This is a genomic window from Rhizobium sp. ZK1 (assembly GCF_047782645.1).
Classification (GTDB): Bacteria; Pseudomonadota; Alphaproteobacteria; order Rhizobiales; family Rhizobiaceae; genus Rhizobium.
Genome location: NZ_CP180587.1, coordinates 1829883 through 1850560, shown reverse-complemented (window position 1 = coordinate 1850560; position 20678 = coordinate 1829883). Strand labels below are relative to the sequence as shown.

The window sequence follows — 20678 nt, the reverse complement described above, 5'->3', positions numbered from 1 at the left end:
CCAACCTGCCACGGTTCCCGTTCGACCAACGGCAACGGCGATTTGCTGCCGTCGTATTACATTAGCAAGCAGATTTAGCCGTATTGAAATAATGCGGCGACGAAGTTTTCGCATCTTGCGATGCTTCAATTTAATATGAGGAAGGTAATGACAAAGTATAAGCTCGAGTACATTTGGCTCGATGGGTACACCCCGGTACCGAACCTGCGTGGCAAGACGCAGATCAAGGAATTCGATAATTTCCCGACGCTCGAACAGCTCCCGCTCTGGGGCTTCGACGGTTCGTCGACAATGCAGGCCGAAGGCCGCAGCTCGGATTGCGTGCTGAAGCCGGTTGCCGTCTATCCCGATCCGGCCCGCACCAACGGCGTGCTCGTCATGTGCGAAGTCATGATGCCGGATGGCGTGACACCGCACGCAAGCAACGCTCGCGCAACCATTCTCGATGACGAAGACGCTTGGTTCGGCTTCGAACAGGAATATTTCTTCTTCGAGAACGGCCGTCCGCTCGGCTTCCCGGAGAGCGGCTACCCGGCTCCGCAGGGTCCGTACTATACCGGCGTCGGCTATTCGAACGTCGGTTCGGTTGCCCGCGAAATCGTCGAAGAACATCTCGACCTTTGCCTCGCTGCCGGCATCAACCATGAAGGCATCAATGCCGAAGTGGCCAAGGGCCAGTGGGAATTCCAGATTTTCGGCAAGGGCTCCAAGAAGGCGGCCGACCAGATCTGGATGGCGCGCTACCTGCTGCAGCGCCTGACCGAGAAGTACGGCATCGACATCGAGTATCATTGCAAGCCGCTCGGCGACACCGACTGGAACGGCTCGGGCATGCACTGCAACTTCTCGACCAAGTACATGCGCGAAGTTGGTGGCAAGGCCTATTTCGAAGCACTGATGGCTCAGTTCGAAAAGAACCTGATGGACCACATCAATGTCTACGGTCCTGACAACGACAAGCGCCTGACCGGCAAGCACGAGACGGCTCCGTGGAACAAGTTCTCCTACGGCGTTGCCGACCGTGGTGCCTCGATCCGCGTTCCGCACTCGTTTGTCAAGAACGACTACAAGGGCTATCTCGAAGATCGCCGCCCGAACTCCCAGGGCGACCCCTACCAGATCGCTTCACGGATTCTGAAGACGGTGTCCGAAGTCTCGCTTCTCGACAGGCAAGTTGGCTGACATTGGTTGCAGGCTGGCGTAAAAAACTGGTATCCGGCAACAACGGACATCGATGCTTCCCGCCAGATGGTTGGACATAAACAACCTGCGGGTCAGCAGCGGGCGGCTTGCGCCGCCCGCTCTTCAAAATCCCAGACCTACTTCGAGACCGCTTTGGCGGCCTGGTCGATTGTGTCAGCAATCGTTTTTGGCTGGGTCATGAACAGCGCGTGGCTTGCGGATACCTTGGTTACCTTCGCGCCGATACGCTCCGCCATATGGATCAGCATCTTCTGGTCGAAAGCCTTGTCTTCCGTAGCAATCACTGCCCAGCTCGGCTTCGTACGCCAGGCTGCGTTGGTGAGCTTAGTACCGAAAACAGACATGTTAATCGGAACCTGCGAGTCCCGCATGAAGGCGACATCCTCCTCGTTTGCATCGTTGGCAAAGCCGATCTTGAACTTCTCCGGCTTCACATAGCCAAAGCCGTCCTTGGTAGTTTCGATAACGAAGTCCGTCTGCGGGGCGAAGCCTTCATACTGCTGGGCGCTCGTCTCACCGGCATCGGGGGAGAGAGCTGAAACGTAGACAAGGCCGGCAACCTTCGGGTCGACACCCGCTTCCGTGATGACAGTTCCGCCCCAGGAGTGTCCAACGAGAACGGCTGGACCTTCCAGTCGCTCCAGCGCGCGGTTTGTGGCCGCGACGTCGTCGGCAAGCGATGTCAGCGGGTTTTGCACAATGGTGACTTTATAGCCGCGGCTGGTGAGATCCTTGTAGACACCACGCCAACCGCTGCCGTCCGCGAATGCACCGTGAACGAGAACGACATTCTTAACGGCTTGGGTCTGCGGTATCGTTTGTGCGGTTGCCGAGTTGACGGCGGCAAGAGTGCCAATCGCAGCCAGAACGCTCATCGATGCGAAATTCATGTTTTTCTCCTCTAAAAGCGCGATAACTATTATCGCAATAATTATTCAATACGTTCACCGGAACAGTCTGTCAAGCCATTATTTATCGCGATATTGTTTTTCGCGAGTGAAATGCCTATGTTTGAGATGAAGGAGCCCTGAGATGCCCGTTAAAACCACCGACAGACCTGTCCCCCTCGACGACCAGCTTTGCTACGCGGTTTATTCCGCTAGCATAGCGATCCAGCGCCTCTACAAGACTTTGCTGGACGACCTCGGCCTGACATATCCCCAATACCTCGCGCTTAATGTGCTGTGGCGTTCCGACAACCGGTCCGTCGGAGAGATTGCCGACACCCTCGCGCTCGAATCCAGCACAATGACTCCTGTGCTCAAACGCCTCGAGGTCGCCGAATTGATCAAGAGGACGCGAAATCCGGCAAACGAACGGCAAGTCGTCGTCGCCTTGACCGACAAGGGACGAGCACTGGCCTCGCGCGCGAGATGTCTTGGCGACACGCTGCTGACTGCCTCTGCACAAACACCGGCGCAACTCGCAACACTCAACGAACATGTACGGCATCTACGAGACGCGCTCTACACGCACATGGGTGATCGCAAGACCCCTCTTTGACCTGGGTTGAAGCTGAAACCCATTGGTTTGTCGAACGTTCCGTCTGAAGTTGTTGGGGAGGGGACCCGGCGATCTGGTCTCCCAGCATAGCCTCTGCATCGTCGGGCATCCTCGACAGCACTGGTGGGCACTGGGCGCCCTCAAACGCGGGCTGATTGGCAAGTGGTTCCAGCCCCTTCGGCCCGCTCCGCGCCACTGGATCCCGCGTGGCATTTTGATACAAATCTTGCGTCTGCCTCGTTATACCCAAGCCTTTTTTGCGACCCTTTTGTATCTGTCAGCGATGCTGGGAACGATGTTCGGGGAGGGACACAGGACGAGTACCGCCAAGCTCTCACGATGTCGCATGTCGTTCCGTGTCCGCTGTAAGATCCATGAAGGCCTTGCCAACTGTTGGACTGCTGCTCCAGACCAGTCTGAGAAACCACGACAGTGTCGACGGCCTCGAGTGTGCGAGCGCGACCGTGAAAAGCGTAATCCCGAAACCCGATTTCATATCCCGTTTCCCCTGAAGTTCAGGTAGTAGACTATCTCCGAAGACATGAAATGTACTTTCTTATTTGCTTTTTTACTCGTCCAATATAGGCTGCCCAAGATCATTTTTCGGTAGCAATGCATGCAAAATCAGCACAAAGCGAAAGAATCTTCCGAGGAACAGCTAGATCGTATCGATCTGAAAATCCTACGTGCGCTGCAATCTGAAGGAAGGCTAACCAACGCCGACTTGGCAGAAAGGGTCAATGTCAGCCCCGCCACATGTCATCGTCGCACCCAACGGCTATTTGAAGAAGGCTTCATCATCGGCGTTCGCGCCGAGGTCTCTCCGGCGGCCATTGGCCTGGGCGCTTAGGTGATGGTCGGGGTAGTCCTCGATCGTTCAACGCCGGAAAGCTTTGCGGAGTTCGAAGGTGCAGTGATGATGATGAAGGAGGTTCTTGAGTGCAACCTCGTCGCCGGGGACTTCGATTATCTGTTGAAGATAAGAGTGCGCGATATGGCCGATTTCAATAAACTTCACGGTCAGAAGCTAATCGCGCTTCCCGGCATTCGACAGACCCGGACTTTTTTCGTTATGAAGGAAGTCAAGGAAAACGCGAGATTGCCATTTTAGGAATCGTCGGCCAAGCCGCGAGGAATTGTCGTCGTGGACACTCGACGATGCTGGCGGTGACCTGATCGTGTCTCGGCACGCCATGCTTGGCGTCCGGTTTTGGTTGACGTCGCGCCTGTTGCAGCGCGTAGTGGCCTCAGGGTCGCACACCTTCACGGCGCCCTAAGACCGCCACAGCTGAGCCGCCCGAATGAAGCCATGTCATCCGCAATTGTTTCCGCGCGTTTCAACGCGTCCTATTTGCGGGCAGGGCGTACTGGCAGAGGCGGCCTCTTAATATCTATCCAAATAGATCCGGCTCCCGCACATCAATATCCTGTTACAAATGTAGGCAGAACCCTATCCGTCGAGCTCGTGCCGTAACGCATCGCTCGGAAAGTCTGTTCGCGGGTTCACGAGTTCGTCGGACCGGCATTTGAGTATTTCGAAACGAATCGTCTCGCCTGGCGGGACGATCGACTTGAGAACGGCACCGGAGAAATGAACGCGATGAGAATCAAAACAATGCTTGCCACACTTGCGATCTGCACATGCACTGCCTCGAGCTTCGCAATTGCTCGCAGCGATCCTCCGCAGCCCGATTATTCGTTCCTCCAGTCAGCAAGCCGAGACGACGGTGTAACCCTAATTTTTTTGAGGAGTAAAAGGAGCAGGGACGAACTGCCGCGTATCTATCGAAACCCCTCGCCAGAAACGATTTCGGCAGCACAGAGGGAAATCCGGACAAACAAAAGATTGAAGGCGGTTTTGGTCGGCAAACGGGTACAGCTCCACAATGTCGTCGGGATCGAGACAGCGTTAAATGGTGGAAAGATCGTCTATATTCGATAGTCGGATTGATATGCGGGTTTGGAGTACGCACTCTCCCGAGCCGGGAGCGATGCAGGATGGCGCGTAGCCACCGCAAAGGTCGACCGCAAGATGCGCAGGAAACTGGCGGCCTCATTACGAATGACACGCGACGCTTCAAACCGGCAACGATCGTGAAACGCAAAACAATGAGGCTGACGTCTCCATAGGCGGCAGAAACGCTGCTTCCTTGGTTCGTGATCATCCAATGTCACCTGAAAGGGGACGACATGAGCAATACTACGCCAAGAGCCTTTGAACCTTCAGAGCACTCACGGTCCTCGGATTGGGCACCCTCCCTTCCAACCGAACATGCCCACGTCATCAGCAGCGACGAGGAAGCGATAGCGATGGCGGAGGGTTTGCGCGCGCGGTTCCTCGCCAATGCAAGCTTGCGGGACAAACACCGACGGTTGCCGTTCGCGGAGGTCGACGATTTTTCGCAGAGTGGTCTCTGGGCAATGACAATCCCAAAGAAATACGGTGGTGCAGGGGTTTCGCAGACCACGGTCGCCAAAGTGTTCACCCTCCTTGCTTCCGCGGATGCCTCGTTGGCGCAAATGCCGCAGAGCAACTTTGAAATCATCGACGTCATCCGGCTTACCGGAAGTGAAGAGCAGAAGAGTGATCTTTTTGCCAGAGTGCTCGCCGGCCAGAGACTGGGCAACGCATTTTCGGAATTTAAAGGCAAGAACGTCGAGGATTTCGAGACCCGGTTGGTCCGGGATGGGGATGAGTTTGTCGTTTCCGGACAGAAATTTTACTCAACCGGCGCCCTTTTTGCACACCTTGTACCTATCGTGGCACTGGATGAAAATGGCCATGTCGTCGTTGCGGTGGCAGACAGAACTTCGGATGGGCTAACCGTTATCGACGACTGGTCCGGCTTCGGCCAGCGCACGACCGCAAGCGGCACGGTGCTTTTGAACAACGTGCGTGTTGCGGCCTCTCGCGTGCTTCCTGCCCACATTGTTTACGAGCATCCGAGCGCGGTCGGCCCGCAGAGTCAAATCATTCATGCCGCGATAGACCTCGGTATAGCCAAACACGCGATCGATGTCACAATCAATCTGGTCAAGTCCTATGCCCGTCCCTGGATCGACAGCGGAAAAGAACGAGCTACTGAAGACCCTTACACGATCGCCGCGATCGGAGACCTGAAAATCAGGTACAACGCTGCCGAGTCGATGCTTGAACGCAGCGGACGTCAGCTTGATGCCACGATCGCTAATGTAAATGAACAAACGATAGGCTTGGCGAAAATCGCAATTGCTGAAGCAAAGGTTTTGTCGACGGAACTTGCCCTCCTCGCATCCAACAAACTTTTCGAGCTCGTGGGAACGCGCTCGACCCTGGACGAATTGAACCTGGACCGGATTTGGCGCGACGCGCGAACACATACGCTCCACGACCCGGTCCGCTGGAAATTCCATGCAATCGGCCAATATTACTTGAATGACATCGAGCCCCCGATCCACTCTTGGATCTGACCAAGAGACTCTGGTCCGACGTTCCTAGGGACAAAACTGGCGGCTACCAGCCGGTAGTCACAACCTAACCTTTGCCGCAGGCGGCTGAGGGTACTCAAGGAAGCGATGAACAAGCGAGCAGAAACCGCCCCACAAAATCCATGCGGGGCGCTTTCCGCGCCTTATCGGGGAGCATGAGGATTTGTGGGGCGGTCATGCGACGCGGGCTGTTTCGTCCGTCTCTTGATTGTCGTTGGCCAGGCCTGGATACCACTGCCGGAAGGTCGAGCGCAGGGAGCCGTCGAGGGTCTGCGTTCGGGTTTGCAGCAGAAGATGCGCACCGGTCCTGCTCCATTGCATCTGTTGCTTCTTGGCAAAACGCTTGGAGATGACGGCGTTGACGGTCGCCTCAACGAAGGCCGATGAGATACGCTCTCCAGAGCGATAGCGCTCGCCGTAATTGATCAGGCTCGCGCTGTTGGAAGTGATGTAGGCCTGGAACTCGTCGATGCCGGTCAGGAACTTGCGCATGTTCGGATAGTCGGTCTCGAGACCTTCCGTGTTGATTTGCAGATCGGCAATTTCATCCCGGGCACGATAGCCATTGCCATGCCAGAGATGCCATTTGATCCTGCGTAGGCCGTGAAGCATATCTTGCCCAGCCTGTTCGTCGCAGTTTCGAGCCCCTGCGCGAACTGGCGAAGCACGGTGATATGGAACCAGTCGAGGACATGCTCGCTCGCCGGTGCGATCATCTCGGTGAGTGAGCGCACTTCTTCGCCACCGTCGGTGATGAAGGTGATATCCTGATTGGCCTGAACACCCTGCTTCTTGAGGTGATCGAGGATGCGCCGCTGCGGCCTGCGGTCATAGCCATGGACGAAACCGATGTATCGTGGATCGCCGTCTTCGGGCAGCGAACGGCCGACAATCAGCTCGAAATTCTTCTTCCGGTCGTTGCGGTCGCGGATGTATCCGCCATCCAGGCCGATGACGATGCGGCCATCCGGAATGGGCAGGTTCATCCAGTCGCGCGGACAGGAATCCTGCATGAAGGACACCCGCTCTTCCGTCAGTTCCCGCTCGATACGGCACGCGGTGCGCAGCGCATGCTGCCGGACTGTGGTGGCGTTGGCGCCGCAATCAATCGGCAGCACGTCGGCCAGTAGTTCGGCCGCGGCGGCATAGGGCACGAGCGAGGCCCACCGGGTCTCCAGATAAAGGCGTTCAGGTGCAATGTGGTCATGGATCAGTTTCCGTAGAGGTGAGATCGTTGCTGGGCCGTTCCCTCCGGCCGTCCGTGGCAAGCAATAGCGCGGGCTCTTCAGCCGGACGTCCCCGAACAGCGTATGGAAGGTGACGGGATAACTTCCCTTGCTGCGCAGACGGCAACCATCCAGATCGCGGTTTTCCCTGAGCCACAATTCCACCTGCGTCTCCACCATCGCCTGCTGCAATTTGGCTAGCAGGGTCTTCGCCTCCGACAATGACAGTCCGAGATCCTCGGCGCCTTTCGTCACCTTCACCAAATCCGCAACGGTCTCGGTCGCGATCGTCTCGCCGTCATCATCCATCATCTGCAACACCAACCGCGCCCGCATGTCGTCTTCCCGCATCGAGTTTTCAGAATGGCCGGAGTGAAAAAATCGGATGCTTGCAAAACAGCCGTTTCCGCTCTTCGGCCGTGCCGGAAACAGTGATACATAATACGGGTTAGCAATCCGAAAATCATCTGGTAAACCGCCATGATTTCGATCGAGCGTGCCGCCCATGCCGGCGCCAACGTTCCCATTTGGGAGGGTATCGATCATCTTCGAAACGACCGTGGCCTGCGCCGGAAATTCGATCAAATCACCGGATCCGGCCGCTCGCTCTCGGCTTTCGGGCATCCGGCGCGATCGCGGTGATGATGCAGCTCTCCTGGCGGCTGATCTTCTTCGACGGATCGCAACAACAGACCGGTTACATCTGCTGGTGCATGAGTATCAGATATTCGCCCTGTTGCAGGCGTTCATTCGTCTTCCGGTGTTCGAAGCGCTCTCCCAGCCAACTTGCGCGCTCCCTCAGTCTATCCAGTGCCCCGCGCAGTTCCTCCGAGCGGCCGGGATCGTCCAGCGCAGCAAGGGATTTCGTTTCGGCAGCCTCCTGCAAAAACTCCGTCGTGATCTCCAGGTCGTGCATCGTCTCATAGCCGAAGGCGTTGTTGTGCCGCCACATCCAAGCCTCGCGTCCGCCGCAGTCTTCCTTCGGACAGTCGCAGCCGCCTCCCATGCATGCCGGATAGTGAGCACCCGGTTTGACTGGCTGGCGCTCCTCCAGCCGGATCTCGTGCTCCCATAGAATGTTGAGGTCGTACTCGTAAAGGAACCGGCTGCCTTTGCGCAGCTTCAATTCGCCAAGCGTCTTGGCGGGGACCGGGCTCCCGTCTCCCACGAGCCGTACCGCGCGGCGTGAATGATGAACTGATAAAGGTGGATGCCTTCCCATCCCATTACGACCTGAAGGACGCCATGAAATTCGCGCAGGCTGATTGTCGAGAGAACCTGGACCCTGCGCCACACCATCGGGCTTACGTCTTTCAACCAGATACGGAATTGCAGGCCGAAAACTTCATCCTCTGAGGTCGCCGTGTCTCCGCGAGCTCTCGTTGTTCGTCTTGCCCTCTTCACGCTCACCAGTTCCGTCGAAATTCAATGGCGACGACATACTCCGTTCCGGCCCGCCCACAAATCCTTATGCTCCCCTACCTGTTGAAGACGATCGTCGATCTTCAGGCCGAGGGCATCAGGGATCGCAACCTCTGGCGCCTGCAGGCACTTGTGGCCGCGGAAATCATAGCGCTTGAAAAAGCCTGACCGTTGCGCGGCCAGGCTTCCTGTATTTCCGTTGATGCGCCGGTCGTGTCAGTCCAGCATCACCATATGCGCGGCGACCTGCTGCTCGAAGAATTTCGAGAAGGAAGCGATGCGCGGCGGCAGGCTCTGGTATGGCGGATAGTAGAGCGTCAGCCACAGATCCGGCGGCGCCCATCCCTTGAGGACATGCACCAGACGCCCGGTCCGCAGATGTTCCGAAATGTGAAATCCGGGCAGCATGGCCACGCCTACCCCATCCGCCGCCATATCAGCCAGAACCTCGCCATTGTTGGCGCTGAAGGCGCGCCCGGCGGCGATGGTGATGCTCGATCCGCCATCCGACAAAGCCCAGGTCTCGCTCCGGCTCTCGCCGCTATAAGCAAGGCAATCGTCGGGCGTCAGCTCGCTCGGGTGCTGCATGTCGGCAAAGCGGCTTCCCGGTGCGGCAACGAGAATACGCGGCACGACGCGGATCTTGCGCCAGATGGTGAATTTATCGGAGGGTTGCGACGAGATGCGGATCGCGAGATCGTAATCGTCGTCGACAATATTGACCAATCCGTCCGACAGCGAAATCTCGAAACTCATCTTCGGATAGATCTGCCGAAAGCCCGACAGAATGGGCGGCAGCACCGCCTTGCCGAACCATGTGGGCGCACTTATGCGCAGCCGCCCCTGATCCGCCTTGTTGGCATTGCGCACGTCCTTGCGGGCGCTCTCGAGCGCCTCGACGGCCGGCTGGATCTGCGCGGCAAACACCGCGCCATCCGTCGTCAGCGACACCTGCCGGGTCGTGCGGACGAACAATTGCACGCCGAGATCATCTTCAAGCGCCGCGATCGCACGCGTCACCGCAGCCGGGGTCATGTCGAGCTCGCGGGCGACCTGCGCGAAATTGCGCTTCTCGGCGGCGAGGAGAAAGGTTTTCAGGGCCTTGTAGTCATTCATCTCGATTATTTCACAAAACGCAATTCATTCGAGAGAAATATTGCAATTCCGAACAGCAATCAAGCCGGTTACATCTCTGTCCATCGAAACGGCAACGCCCACAGAGAAAGACACCGGCCATGATCAAGGATATCAAGGGACTGCACCACGTCACTTCGATGGCGTCGGATGCCCGCCAGAACAACCAGTTCTTCACCAACGCGCTCGGACTGCGCCGCGTCAAGAAGACCGTCAACTTCGACGACCCGAGCGTCTATCACCTGTACTATGGCGACGAACAGGGCACGCCCGGCACCGTCATGACCTACTTTCCCTTCCCGCACATGATGGCCGGCCGTCCCGGCGTCGGTGAAGTCGGTGAAACGCAGTTCTCGGTGCCGAAGGGTTCGCTGGGTTTCTGGAAGGACCGCCTGGTTGCCCAAGGCGCGAATGGTATCGAGGCCGACACAGTCTTCGGCGCCGACCGCCTCCGCTTCTCCGGCCCCGATGGAGACGGCTTCGCCCTGGTCGAGGCAGCCAAGGACAAGCGTACCCCCTGGCTTGCCGACGGCATCACCGAAGACCACGCGATACGCGGCTTCTCCGGCGCCCGCCTCAACCTGCATGACACGGCTGCCACCGCCGAACTCCTCCAGTTCATGGGCTATGAGCGCGCCGAAGTCGAAGGCGACGTCACCCGCTTCGTCATTCCCGGCGGCAACGGTGCCGACACGATCGATCTGGCCGCTCTTCCGAAGACGCCGTTTGCGCGTCAAGGTGCCGGTTCGGTCCACCACATCGCCTTTGCCGTCGAAAACCGCCAGAAGCAGCTCGAAGTGCGCAAGGCACTGATGGATACCGGATACCAGGTGACTCCAGTCATCGACCGGGATTACTTCTGGGCCATCTACTTCCGGACCCCGGGCGGCATCCTGTTTGAAATCGCCACCAACGAACCGGGTTTCGACAGGGACGAAGATACGGCCAATCTCGGCCAGGCATTGAAACTGCCGACCCGATACGAAGCCTACCGTAGCCAGATCGAACAGGAACTGGTTCCGCTCGCGGCATGATGCAGCGCGGCTAACCCCGCCACCGCAACTTTGAACAATCCGTCTTTCGAAACGGCTGCCTCAGGCAGGCAGCCGACCGCCGAAGGCATACCCGATCCCAACCGCCATACCGGCACCAAGACCTGAACCCAACCAAAGGAGTCATCAAATGTCCAAACTCGAAGTTCTCACCCCTGCAAACAGCCAGCTCATCTTCATCGACCAGCAGCCGCAGATGGCCTTCGGTGTTCAGTCGATCGACCGCCAGACGCTGAAAAACAACGTCGTCGGTCTCGCCAAGGCGGCCAAGATCTTCAACGTTCCGACGACCATCACCACGGTCGAGACGGAGAGCTTCTCCGGCAACACCTTCCCCGAGTTGCTCGGCGTCTTCCCGGAAAACGACATTCTCGAGCGCACCTCGATGAACTCCTGGGACGACCAGAACGTCCGCGACGCCCTGGCGAAAAATGCCGCCAACGGCCGCAAGAAGATCGTCGTTTCCGGTCTCTGGACGGAAGTCTGCAACACCACCTTCGCACTCTCGGCTCTCCATGATGTGGCAGACTACGAGATCTACATGGTCGCCGATGCGTCTGGCGGCACCTCGCTTGAGGCCCACAACCGCGCCATGGACCGCATGGTTCAGGCCGGCGTAATCCCGGTCACCTGGCAGCAGGTCATGCTCGAGTGGCAGCGCGATTGGGCCCGCCGCGAAACCTACGACGCCGTCACCACGCTGGTGAAGGAGCACTCCGGCGCCTACGGCATGGGCATCGATTACGCCTACACCCACGTCCACAAGGCCGCCGAGCGTGTCCAGCACGGCAAGCGCATCGGCCCGAACCCCGCCAAGTAAGCAGCAACACCGCCGCTTCCGCAGGACCAAGTCTCCAGCGGAAGCGGCTTTCGCACATCGAGGACGCTCCCATGAAACTCTATCTGCTTTCCCTTGGCGCCGGTCTTCTGGTCGGCATCGTCTACAGCCTGCTCAACGTCCGCTCTCCCGCTCCCCCGGTCGTCGCCCTCGTCGGCCTCCTCGGCATCCTGGTCGGAGAGCAGCTGATCCCCTTCGCCAAGACGCTGATATCAAAAGAACCGGTGGCGGTTTCCTGGCTCAACCAGATCAAGCCGCACATGTTTGGCCATATGCCGAAGGGCGACGTCCGCAATGACGTTGTCGTGTCTCGCCAAGATCAGACCCAGTCTGATAGCTGACACGCAAGAGGAGATTCGCCGGCGCGGGGTGTGACGTTCGTTCGTTTCAACATGCGTGGTGACATCAATTTCAACAATGAAGCCTGGAGCATCACCCATGTTCGCCGACCTCATTCTTCACCATGGTCAGTTCACCACGCTCGACCGCAGCAACCCGACGGCAAGCGCCGTCGCCATCAAGGATGGCACCTTTCTCGATGTTGGCGCCGATGCCGAGATCATGGCGCTGGCCGGTCCCGACACGAAGATCATCGACCTGAAGGGCAAGCGTGTCCTGCCCGGCCTGATCGACAACCACACCCACGTCGTTCGCGGCGGCCTGAACTTCAACATGGAACTGCGCTGGGATGGCGTGCGTTCGCTCGCCGACGCCATGGATATGCTGAAGCGCCAGGTGGCGATCACGCCGGCCCCGCAATGGGTCCGCGTCGTCGGTGGCTTCACCGAGCACCAGTTCGCGGAAAAGCGCCTGCCGACGATCGAGGAAATCAACGCGATCGCCCCCGATACGCCGGTCTTTCTCCTGCATCTCTATGACCGTGCGCTCTTGAACGGTGCGGCCCTTCGCGCTGTCGGCTATACGCGTGATACGCCCAATCCTCCCGGCGGCGAGATCACCCGTGATGCCAACGGCAACCCGACGGGCATGCTGCTCGCCAAGCCGAATGCCGGCATTCTCTATTCGACGCTCGCCAAGGGCCCGAAGCTGCCGCTCGACTATCAGGTCAACTCCACCCGCCATTTCATGCGCGAACTCAATCGTCTTGGCGTGACAGGCGTCATCGATGCCGGCGGCGGTTTCCAGAACTATCCCGACGATTACGAGGTCATTCAAAAACTCTCTGACGAGAACCAGATGACCGTGCGTCTCGCCTATAATCTGTTCACCCAGAAACCGAAGCAGGAAAGGGAAGACTTCCTCAACTGGACGTCTTCGGTCAAATACAAGCAGGGCAACGATTATTTCCGCCACAACGGCGCCGGTGAGATGCTGGTCTTCTCCGCCGCCGATTTCGAGGACTTCCGCCAGCCGCGTCCCGAGATGGCGCCGGAGATGGAAGGCGAGCTCGAGGAGGTCGTGCGCGTCCTTGCCGAAAACCGCTGGCCCTGGCGCATGCACGCCACCTATGACGAGACGATTTCTCGTTCGCTCGACGTCTTCGAAAAGGTCAACAAGGATATTCCGCTCGAAGGCCTGAACTGGTTCTTCGACCATGCCGAGACCATTTCCGAGCGCTCGATCGACCGCATCGCAGCCCTTGGCGGCGGCATCGCCACCCAGCACCGCATGGCCTACCAGGGTGAATATTTCGTCGAGCGTTACGGCCATGGCGTCGCCGAAGCGACCCCGCCGATCGCCCGCATGCTCGAGAAGGGTGTCAACGTTTCGGCCGGTACCGACGCCACCCGCGTCGCCTCCTATAACCCTTGGGTATCGCTGTCCTGGATGGTGACCGGCAAGACGGTCGGCGGCATGCAGCTTTATCCGCGTGCCAATTGCCTGGATCGCGAGACGGCGCTTCGCATGTGGACGGAAAAGGTCACCTGGTTTTCCAACGAGGAGGGCAAGAAGGGCCGGATCGAGAAGGGCCAGTTCGCCGATCTCGTGGTGCCGAGCAAGGACTTCTTCACCTGCGCCGAAGGCGAGATCTCGTTCCTGACCTCGGATCTCACCATGGTCGGCGGCAAGGTCGTCTACAGTTCCGGTGATTTCGCCAAGTATGACGAGAGCAACATCCCGCCGGCCATGCCGGACTGGTCTCCTGTTCGCAAGTTCGGCGGTTATGCCGCCTGGGGCGAGCCTGATGGTGCCGGCGCCCGCTCGCTGCGCCGCACGGCCATTTCTACCTGCGGCTGCGCCAGCGATTGCGGCGTTCATGGCCACGACCACGCCGGCGCCTGGACCTCGAAGCTGCCGATTGCAGACCTCAAGGGCTTCTTCGGCGCCCTCGGCTGCTCTTGCTGGGCAGTCTGAGGCAGACCACCTCACGCTTCGTATTGCGGGCGGATAATCGCCGCCCGCAATACAAACACAATTGCAATTTTCACAATTAAATCGAAAAGATTAGTGCAATTGTTGGCGGCAATCTTTCCGGTCAATATCGCTCCATCAGACGACAACGGCGCCGCTCGGTACGACCGGCCAGATCTAGAGGAGCAGACATGACCGCCCGTTCTCAATCCCCAACTCACCCGAGCACTTTGGTTAAAAGCTTCATTGCCGCGCCAGCAATCCGGACCGTTGCGCTTCTCGCGCTTTGCGCAGCCTATATCCAGGGCCCCGTGACCAAAATTGCCGACTTCAATGGCGCCATCGCCGAGATGGAGCATTTCGGTCTACATCCAGCCGGATTCTTTGCGGTTGCCGTGATTGCCTTCGAATTGACGGCTTCCGCCATGGTCGTTTCCGGCTTCCTGCGCTGGGCGGCAGCGCTTTCGCTCGCGGGCTTCACGCTCATGGCTACATTCATCGCGCTGCGTTTTTGGGAAATGGCGCCCGGCATGGACCGCATGATGGCGACCAATGCCTTCTTCGAACATCTCGGCCTCGCAGGCGCATTCGTCTTCGTCGCTGCAATCGATCTTGCCAAGGGAACAACCAAATGAGCGTCGCCAAAACATCCGGGGGCACTTTCGCACCCCTTGCACAGCCCGTCTTCGCCGTCCTCTGGATCGCCACTGTTCTCGGCAATACCGGCAGCTTCATGCGCGACGTCGCAAGCTCCTGGCTGATGACGGATCTCTCCGCCTCACCGGCGGCCGTTGCCATGGTTCAGGCGGCCGGCACTCTGCCGATCTTCCTCCTTGCCATTCCCGCCGGCGTGCTGACGGATATTCTCGATCGCCGCAAGTTTCTCATTGCAGTCCAGCTTCTGCTGGCGTCTGTCAGCATCTCGTTGATGGTCCTTTCCCAGACGGGCATGCTCTCCGTCAGCGCATTGATCGGGCTCACCTTCCTCGGGGGCATCGGTGCGGCCCTGATGGGGCCGACCTGGCAGGCGATCGTGCCTGAACTGGTCAAGCGCGAGGATGTAAAAAGCGCCGTCGCTCTCAACTCGCTCGGCATCAACATCGCCCGGTCGATCGGACCGGCCGCCGGCGGCCTGCTGCTCGCAGCCTTCGGGGCGGGCATCACATACGGTGCCGATGTCGCGAGCTACATCATCGTCATCGCCGCACTCGTCTGGTGGCCGCGCGCCAAGAATGCCAATGATGCGCTTCAGGAAAACTTCTTCGGCGCCTTCCGTGCCGGTCTGCGCTATACCCGCGCCAGCCGTCCGCTGCACGTCGTCCTATTGCGCGCTGCCATCTTCTTTGCTTTCGCCAGTGCGGTCTGGGCTCTGCTTCCGCTTGTTGCCCGGCAATTGCTCGGCGGTGACGCCAGCTTCTACGGTATTCTGCTTGGCGCGGTCGGCGCCGGTGCGATCGGTGGTGCCCTCGTCATGCCGAAGCTGCGGGAACGGCTGAGCGCCGATGGTCTTCTCTTGGGCGCCGCGATCATTACGGCCGCCGTCATGGGCGTCCTCTCGCTCGCTCCACCGAAATTCGTCGCGATTATCGTGCTGCTCTTCCTCGGCGCCGCCTGGATCACCGCGCTGACCACGCTGAATAGCGCCGCGCAGGCTGTCCTTCCGAACTGGGTGCGTGGCCGTGGCCTTGCCGTCTACCTCACCGTCTTCAACGGCGCGATGACGGCAGGCAGCCTTGGCTGGGGTGCGATCGGCTCTGCTGTCGGAATCCAGGCAACGTTGATCATCGGAGCCGCCGGCCTTCTTGTTGCAGGCTTCATCATGCGCCGCATCAAGCTTCCCGCCGGCGATGCAGACATGGTTCCGTCCAACCATTGGCCTGAACCCCTGGTCGCCGAACCAGTCGCCCATGACCGTGGCCCGGTCCTCATCCTGATCGAGTACCATGTCGAAAAGCAGCACCGCAAAGCCTTCCTGCATGCGCTGGACACACTCTCCCAGGAACGTCGCCGCGATGGCGCCTATGGCTGGGGTGTGACCGAAGATTCCGCTGATCCGGAAAAGATCGTCGAATGGTTCATGGTGGAATCCTGGGCCGAGCATCTTCGCCAGCACAAGCGCGTCTCCAATGCCGATGCCGACCTGCAGGGCAAGGTTCTTGCCTACCACTCCGGTCCGGACAAGCCCGTCGTCCGTCACTTCCTGACGATCAACAGACCGGGCGCGGCATAAGCAATCTGCAATGGGCGGCCTCACGGTGGCCCATTGTTTCATTTGCGGCAATGATATCGAAATTATTGATGCAATTGTGAGGCCGGGTCTTTCAGGCGAATATCGCGTCATCAGGTCGCCGACAATACCGACGCCCAGTTCACAAACCGCTGCAAAGATCGCGAGAGATCCCATGAAATTCCCCTCCCTTCCCATGCTCCTGAGTTTCAATGGCGGCTATGTCGACACGCTCGGCTTCCTTGCCCTCTCGGGTCTCTTCACCGCCCATGTCACGGGAAATTTCGTCACCCTGGGCGCGACTGCGGCCCTTGGCCTCGGCGGCGCCCTGTCGAAGCTGCTGGCGCTTCCGGTGTTTTGCCTCGTTGTCTTCCTGTCGCGTCTCGTCTGCCTAAAGCTTCAGGGCGCGGGCCGCTCGCCGATCCGGCCGATGCTCTTGGTCAAGCTCGCTCTGTTTACCGGCGTGGCGATCTACGCGCTTTATCACGGACCGTTCCATGCCGAGGAAAGCACGGTCGCCCTTCTCGTCGGCATGGCGCTGGTTTCGGCGATGGCGATCCAGAACGGTCTCCACAAGGCACACCTGCCCAAGGCGCCGCCCTCGACCCTGATGACCGGGACCACGACGCAGATCATGCTCGATCTCGCCGATCTTCTCGCCGACCCCAAGGCCGATGAAGTCGCCGCTGCCAAGGCACGGATCAGGAAGATGGCCAGCGCGGTCGTCACCTTCGCGCTGGGCTGTGGTTTTGGCGCCGCGGGCTACATGTTCGTGCCCGCCGCCGCCTTCAGCCTACCCGCCATCATCGCCGTCGTCGCTCTCTTCGCCAGCACGGCCGGCGCCGAGGCGAACTAGGTCAACCAGAGAGAATAAAGCAATGGATATCGGTAGTGAAGCCGGAGGTCTGGCCAGTCTCATCGCCCCCATCCTGAAGCCGCTCGCATCGGGCCTCGAATTCTTTGGTGTCGGCGTCATCCTCATCGGCGTGGCCGTCGCCACCATCGGATATGCCCGCGACCTGACCACGGAGGCTCGCACCGAGGCATATGATCGCTACCGTGCCAATCTCGGGCGCGGCATCCTGCTCGGCCTCGAAATTCTGATCGGGGCGGATATCATCGCCACGATCATTTCCCCGCTCACCTGGGAAAGTGTCGGCCTTCTTGGATTGATCGTCCTGATCCGCACATTCCTCAGCTTCTCGCTGGAAGCGGAGATCGACGGTCAGTGGCCGTGGTCGCGCAACGCTCAGAAAAGCTCGAGAGCCGGGTGGCAGGTTCGCACCTGCCCCCGCCAATTCTCCTGAACCCTAAAACAAAGCAGATCCTGAAATGACAAACACTCTCGAATTCGGCCTCGACACGTTCGGGGATGTCACGACTGCCAAGGACGGGCAGCTCCTCGCCCAGCCACAGGTCATTCGCAACGTGGTCGAAGAGGCCGTCCTCGCGGACCGGAATGGCATCGACTTCTTCGGTATCGGCGAGCATCACCGCAAGGACTTCGCAGTATCGGCTCCAGAGGTCGTTCTGTCGGCGATTGCTGCACGCACCGGGCGCATCAGGCTCGGGTCGGCGGTTACGGTCCTCAGTTCGGACGATCCGATCCGGGTTTTCCAGCGCTTCTCGACGCTTGATGCGGTTTCAAACGGACGAGCGGAAGTCATTCTTGGCCGTGGCTCGTTCATCGAATCCTTTCCGCTCTTCGGCCATGACCTGTCGAAATACGAGGAGCTGTTCGAGGACAAGCTGGATCTCTTCTCCCAGCTCGTCACCAAGGACGTGATCAACTACAAAAGCGACTGGCGAGCGCCGCTCGAGGATCAGATCGTCTATCCTCCGATCGCCGAGGGCCAGTTGAAGACATGGATCGGTGTTGGCGGCAGCCCCGAATCCGTCATCCGCGCGGTACGGCATGACATGCGCTTGATGCTCGCCATCATCGGCGGCGATCCGCGCCGGTTCGTGCCCTATGTCGATCTCTATCGGAAGGCTTCAGAACAGGCCGGACGGCCCGTCCGCGAGATCGGCGTGCATTCGCCCGGCTATATTGCCGAAAGCGACGAGCAGGCCCGCCGTGACCTCTTCCCGCATTTCAAGAAGATCCGCGATCGCCTCGGCCGCGAGCGCGGTTGGCCGCCGGTCACGGAGCGGGATTTCGACAATGAGATCGAGCATGGATCGCTTTACGCCGGCTCCCCCGCAACGGTCGCGAGGAAGATAGTCAAGCTCGTCAGAACGCTCGGGATTTCCCGCTTCCAGATGAAATATTCGGCCGGGCCGATGGAGCATGAGAAACTGATGAGCAGTATCGAGCTTTACGGAACCAAGGTCATCCCGATGGTCCGTTCGCTGCTCTCTCAGGCTGAGGCCCAGGCATAGGTGGGGGAACAAACATGTCCGAGGAATTTTCGCGGAAGATCCAGGCCGAAGAGCTGCAGATCGTCGATTCAGAGGGTAAGGCCAGGATTCGGTTGTCGGCAATTGGCGGCACGCCATCGATCGAGCTTTTGAAGCCTGACGGTGCAGGGGCGGCCTCCCTCACGCTCGACGGTAATGGTCGGCCATCGCTCTCGCTCAGCAACGTGGCGCCCGACGGCCCAACGGCCGTTCTCGAGATCGATGACAAGGGTGCTCATATCAAGTTCGATCGAGAGGGAGGGGCTTCGACCTATCTTTTCCTGAACAATGCCGGTGGTTCCGGCGTGGTATTCTACGATGCGCAAGGCGAACGGCGATTGAGCCTGATCGTTGGGGCCGACGGCAAGATCGCCATCAACCCTTCTCCTTTGACTGCCCGATAGGCTGCGTAGCCCGGTTGCCGGTGGCGCCGGGCTACGCGACAGACGACGCTTTGGGATTTAGCCTGTGGATTTCACGGGATGGATCATGTCCCGGGCATAGGCGAGGCCGATGCCATATCCGCCGGCACGGGCTTCGACGATGGCCCTTGCGTCGGCATAGGTTTCCTTGCGCGTCCAGTCGCGTTGAAGCTCCAGAAGGACCTGCAGCCAGGAGGTCATGGTCGCGCCCGCGGCCTCCATCCGACGAAGCGCCAGCGAATGGCCGTCATTCGTCACCCCGCCGCAGGCATCCGCGACGACCGAAACGTCATAGCCGTCCGCCAGCGCGGAAAGCACGGTGAAGGAGACGCATGCCTCGGTCAGAAGTCCCGATACGAGCAGTTTCTTCCGCCCGGTGTTCTCGACCGCGGCCCTCACCGCCGCATCCTCCCAGGCGTTCATGCTATGCCGTTCGAGACTTGCAACACCGGGCAGGAATTCCTGAACCGCCGGCATCAGGGGGCCGCTATAGACCGCCGATGCGGATGTGGAGACCACGATCGGCAGATTGACGGCGCGCGTCGTTTTGGCGAGCGCAATCACGTTGCCGAGGAGAGCCTGCCGGTCGATGGAGCCTACCTCGAAGGCAAGGCCCGCTTGTTGATCGACCATCAGAACGGTCGGCTGCGTCGGCGTGAGGAGGGAAGGCATCGTCAACTTAACGAAGCGTGGATGCCGATGTGGGATGACGGGGCCATGATAGACCGCGACCCACTCAACCCCGCCACCGCTTTCCCGCCGAGATCATCGCCCACGCGGTGTGGCTCTATTTCCGTTTTCCTCTCAGCTTGCGGATGGTCGAGGACGTGCTGGCGGCACAAGGGATTATTGTCTCGCACCAGACGGTCCGGCTGTGGGCTGAGAAGTTCGGTCGCGCCTTCGCCAGAGAGATTCGCCGTCGCTCAGTCGGTCGGCTGGGAGACAAGTGGCACCTCGACGAGGCCGTCGTTTCGATCGGCGGCAAGAAGCACTGGCTCTGGCGCGCCGTCGATCAGGATGGTTTCGTCCTCGACGTTCTGGTTCAAAGTCGTCGCAACGCCAAGGCAGCCAAGCGTCTGATGAGCAAGCTGCTGAAGAGCCAGGGCCGCCCGCCGCGGGTGATGATCACCGACAAACTCACGTCCTATGACGTCGCCAGGCGCCAGATAATGCCAAGTGTCGAACATCGTTCGCACAAAGGCTTGAACAATCGGGCAGAGAACTCCCACCAGCCATTCCGGCGACGAGAACGGATCATGAAACGCTTCAAGTCACAGCGACATCTACAGCGCTTCGTCTCAATCCACGATCCGATCGCTAACCTCTTCCACATCCCCCGACACGACATCTCCTCCAGCCATCATCGCGAACTGCGTTCAGAGGCGATGAGCCTGTGGGCAGAAATCGCGCGGATGTGAACCGTCGTGATGCAAGCGGCCTGCTATTGCCTCGTGCCCATTAAGTTTACGA

Annotated in this window: 19 protein-coding genes and 3 pseudogenes; 16 read left to right on the top strand and 6 right to left on the bottom strand. The window is 59.3% G+C overall.

From position 1 onward, the window contains the following. Positions 1-147: 147 nt before the first annotated feature. Positions 148-1182 (top strand): glutamine synthetase beta-grasp domain-containing protein, encoded by a 1035-nt coding sequence (locus tag ACK9YZ_RS31200; RefSeq protein WP_416067348.1) that lies wholly within the window; start codon positions 148-150, stop codon positions 1180-1182. 137 nt (positions 1183-1319) lie between these two features. Here the strand turns inward: ACK9YZ_RS31200 and ACK9YZ_RS31195 are convergent, their stop codons facing one another. Next, positions 1320-2078, bottom strand: coding sequence for an alpha/beta fold hydrolase (locus ACK9YZ_RS31195; RefSeq protein ID WP_416068471.1), 759 nt, complete (start codon positions 2076-2078; stop codon positions 1320-1322). A 157-nt stretch (positions 2079-2235) separates the two neighbouring features. Here ACK9YZ_RS31195 and ACK9YZ_RS31190 point away from each other — a divergent pair, with 157 nt between their 5' ends. The 3 genes and pseudogenes from ACK9YZ_RS31190 to ACK9YZ_RS31180 all read left to right on the top strand — a co-directional run bounded on the left by ACK9YZ_RS31190 (position 2236) and on the right by ACK9YZ_RS31180 (position 6156). Beyond that, entirely contained in the window at positions 2236-2706 is a 471-nt protein-coding gene (locus ACK9YZ_RS31190) for a MarR family winged helix-turn-helix transcriptional regulator (RefSeq protein WP_416067347.1), read from the top strand. A gap of 616 nt (positions 2707-3322) precedes the next feature. Beyond that, a pseudogene (locus tag ACK9YZ_RS31185) lies at positions 3323-3817 on the top strand (Lrp/AsnC family transcriptional regulator). Between the two features lie 1079 nt (positions 3818-4896). Next, entirely contained in the window at positions 4897-6156 is a 1260-nt protein-coding gene (locus ACK9YZ_RS31180; RefSeq protein WP_416067346.1) for an SfnB family sulfur acquisition oxidoreductase, read from the top strand. Between the two features lie 192 nt (positions 6157-6348). On the opposite strand, the pseudogene ACK9YZ_RS31175 reads toward ACK9YZ_RS31180, so the two are convergent. The 3 genes and pseudogenes from ACK9YZ_RS31175 to ACK9YZ_RS31165 form a co-directional block, all read right to left on the bottom strand. Continuing rightward, a pseudogene (locus ACK9YZ_RS31175) lies at positions 6349-7736 on the bottom strand (ISKra4 family transposase). A 361-nt stretch (positions 7737-8097) separates the two neighbouring features. Then, positions 8098-8568 carry an IS1096 element passenger TnpR family protein gene (locus ACK9YZ_RS31170; protein WP_416067345.1) on the bottom strand — a complete coding sequence of 157 codons (471 nt, stop codon included), beginning with the start codon at positions 8566-8568 and terminating at the stop codon, positions 8098-8100. After that, positions 8523-8699, bottom strand: coding sequence for an IS1096 element passenger TnpR family protein (locus ACK9YZ_RS31165; RefSeq protein WP_367882550.1), 177 nt, complete (start codon positions 8697-8699; stop codon positions 8523-8525). Before ACK9YZ_RS31165 ends, ACK9YZ_RS31170 begins: the two co-directional genes overlap by 46 nt. A gap of 180 nt (positions 8700-8879) precedes the next feature. Here ACK9YZ_RS31165 and ACK9YZ_RS31160 point away from each other — a divergent pair. After that, positions 8880-8990, top strand: a pseudogene (locus ACK9YZ_RS31160) (gamma-glutamylcyclotransferase); the annotation flags it as partial. Between the two features lie 48 nt (positions 8991-9038). Here ACK9YZ_RS31160 and ACK9YZ_RS31155 read toward each other — a convergent pair. Next, the gene (locus ACK9YZ_RS31155) at positions 9039-9938 is read right to left on the bottom strand and encodes a LysR family transcriptional regulator (RefSeq protein ID WP_416067344.1); all 900 of its coding nucleotides are present in this window, start codon (positions 9936-9938) and stop codon (positions 9039-9041) included. A 119-nt stretch (positions 9939-10057) separates the two neighbouring features. Between ACK9YZ_RS31155 and ACK9YZ_RS31150 the strand changes: the two genes are divergently transcribed. The 10 genes from ACK9YZ_RS31150 to ACK9YZ_RS31105 all read left to right on the top strand — a co-directional run bounded on the left by ACK9YZ_RS31150 (position 10058) and on the right by ACK9YZ_RS31105 (position 19190). Then, entirely contained in the window at positions 10058-10990 is a 933-nt protein-coding gene (locus tag ACK9YZ_RS31150) for a VOC family protein (RefSeq protein WP_416067343.1), read from the top strand. Between the two features lie 148 nt (positions 10991-11138). After that, complete coding sequence (locus ACK9YZ_RS31145) at positions 11139-11828, top strand: hydrolase (RefSeq protein ID WP_416067342.1); 690 nt, start codon at positions 11139-11141, stop codon at positions 11826-11828. Between the two features lie 71 nt (positions 11829-11899). Next, positions 11900-12187: a XapX domain-containing protein gene (locus ACK9YZ_RS31140; protein WP_416067341.1), complete on the top strand. Its 288-nt coding sequence runs from the start codon at positions 11900-11902 to the stop codon at positions 12185-12187. A gap of 97 nt (positions 12188-12284) precedes the next feature. Beyond that, a complete protein-coding gene (locus tag ACK9YZ_RS31135; protein ID WP_416067340.1) occupies positions 12285-14162 on the top strand; it encodes an amidohydrolase in 1878 nt (625 codons plus the stop codon). Positions 14163-14350: 188 nt separating this feature from the next. Next, entirely contained in the window at positions 14351-14794 is a 444-nt protein-coding gene (locus ACK9YZ_RS31130; protein ID WP_416067339.1) for a DoxX family protein, read from the top strand. Then, positions 14791-16389, top strand: coding sequence for an MFS transporter (locus ACK9YZ_RS31125; protein ID WP_416067338.1), 1599 nt, complete (start codon positions 14791-14793; stop codon positions 16387-16389). The genes ACK9YZ_RS31130 and ACK9YZ_RS31125 overlap by 4 nt, the downstream gene beginning before the upstream one ends. A gap of 172 nt (positions 16390-16561) precedes the next feature. Continuing rightward, positions 16562-17242 (top strand): YoaK family protein, encoded by a 681-nt coding sequence (locus ACK9YZ_RS31120; protein ID WP_416067337.1) that lies wholly within the window; start codon positions 16562-16564, stop codon positions 17240-17242. Positions 17243-17264: 22 nt separating this feature from the next. After that, positions 17265-17693, top strand: coding sequence for a DUF1622 domain-containing protein (locus ACK9YZ_RS31115; RefSeq protein WP_416067336.1), 429 nt, complete (start codon positions 17265-17267; stop codon positions 17691-17693). Between the two features lie 25 nt (positions 17694-17718). Beyond that, on the top strand, positions 17719-18768 hold the full coding sequence (locus ACK9YZ_RS31110) for an LLM class flavin-dependent oxidoreductase (protein ID WP_416067335.1): 1050 nt from the start codon (positions 17719-17721) through the stop codon (positions 18766-18768). Positions 18769-18782: 14 nt separating this feature from the next. Beyond that, positions 18783-19190, top strand: coding sequence for a hypothetical protein (locus ACK9YZ_RS31105; protein ID WP_416067334.1), 408 nt, complete (start codon positions 18783-18785; stop codon positions 19188-19190). Positions 19191-19247: 57 nt separating this feature from the next. Here the strand turns inward: ACK9YZ_RS31105 and ACK9YZ_RS31100 are convergent, their stop codons facing one another. Continuing rightward, on the bottom strand, positions 19248-19886 hold the full coding sequence (locus ACK9YZ_RS31100; protein WP_416067333.1) for a hydrolase: 639 nt from the start codon (positions 19884-19886) through the stop codon (positions 19248-19250). An 86-nt stretch (positions 19887-19972) separates the two neighbouring features. Here ACK9YZ_RS31100 and ACK9YZ_RS31095 point away from each other — a divergent pair, with 86 nt between their 5' ends. Next, complete coding sequence (locus ACK9YZ_RS31095; RefSeq protein ID WP_416068470.1) at positions 19973-20626, top strand: IS6 family transposase; 654 nt, start codon at positions 19973-19975, stop codon at positions 20624-20626. The last annotated feature ends 52 nt before the right edge of the window (positions 20627-20678 follow it).

Bases quoted from the DNA above. Each gene is read 5' to 3' on its own strand.
- ACK9YZ_RS31200 (WP_416067348.1), top strand. From the start codon at position 148: ATGACAAAGTATAAGCTCGAGTACATTTGGCTCGATGGGTACACCCCG.
- ACK9YZ_RS31195 (WP_416068471.1), bottom strand. From the start codon at position 2,078: ATGAGCGTTCTGGCTGCGATTGGCACTCTTGCCGCCGTCAACTCGGCA.
- ACK9YZ_RS31190 (WP_416067347.1), top strand. From the start codon at position 2,236: ATGCCCGTTAAAACCACCGACAGACCTGTCCCCCTCGACGACCAGCTT.
- ACK9YZ_RS31180 (WP_416067346.1), top strand. From the start codon at position 4,897: ATGAGCAATACTACGCCAAGAGCCTTTGAACCTTCAGAGCACTCACGG.
- ACK9YZ_RS31165 (WP_367882550.1), bottom strand. From the start codon at position 8,699: ATGGTGTGGCGCAGGGTCCAGGTTCTCTCGACAATCAGCCTGCGCGAA.
- ACK9YZ_RS31155 (WP_416067344.1), bottom strand. From the start codon at position 9,938: ATGAATGACTACAAGGCCCTGAAAACCTTTCTCCTCGCCGCCGAGAAG.
- ACK9YZ_RS31150 (WP_416067343.1), top strand. From the start codon at position 10,058: ATGATCAAGGATATCAAGGGACTGCACCACGTCACTTCGATGGCGTCG.
- ACK9YZ_RS31145 (WP_416067342.1), top strand. From the start codon at position 11,139: ATGTCCAAACTCGAAGTTCTCACCCCTGCAAACAGCCAGCTCATCTTC.
- ACK9YZ_RS31140 (WP_416067341.1), top strand. From the start codon at position 11,900: ATGAAACTCTATCTGCTTTCCCTTGGCGCCGGTCTTCTGGTCGGCATC.
- ACK9YZ_RS31135 (WP_416067340.1), top strand. From the start codon at position 12,285: ATGTTCGCCGACCTCATTCTTCACCATGGTCAGTTCACCACGCTCGAC.
- ACK9YZ_RS31130 (WP_416067339.1), top strand. From the start codon at position 14,351: ATGACCGCCCGTTCTCAATCCCCAACTCACCCGAGCACTTTGGTTAAA.
- ACK9YZ_RS31125 (WP_416067338.1), top strand. From the start codon at position 14,791: ATGAGCGTCGCCAAAACATCCGGGGGCACTTTCGCACCCCTTGCACAG.
- ACK9YZ_RS31120 (WP_416067337.1), top strand. From the start codon at position 16,562: ATGAAATTCCCCTCCCTTCCCATGCTCCTGAGTTTCAATGGCGGCTAT.
- ACK9YZ_RS31115 (WP_416067336.1), top strand. From the start codon at position 17,265: ATGGATATCGGTAGTGAAGCCGGAGGTCTGGCCAGTCTCATCGCCCCC.
- ACK9YZ_RS31110 (WP_416067335.1), top strand. From the start codon at position 17,719: ATGACAAACACTCTCGAATTCGGCCTCGACACGTTCGGGGATGTCACG.
- ACK9YZ_RS31105 (WP_416067334.1), top strand. From the start codon at position 18,783: ATGTCCGAGGAATTTTCGCGGAAGATCCAGGCCGAAGAGCTGCAGATC.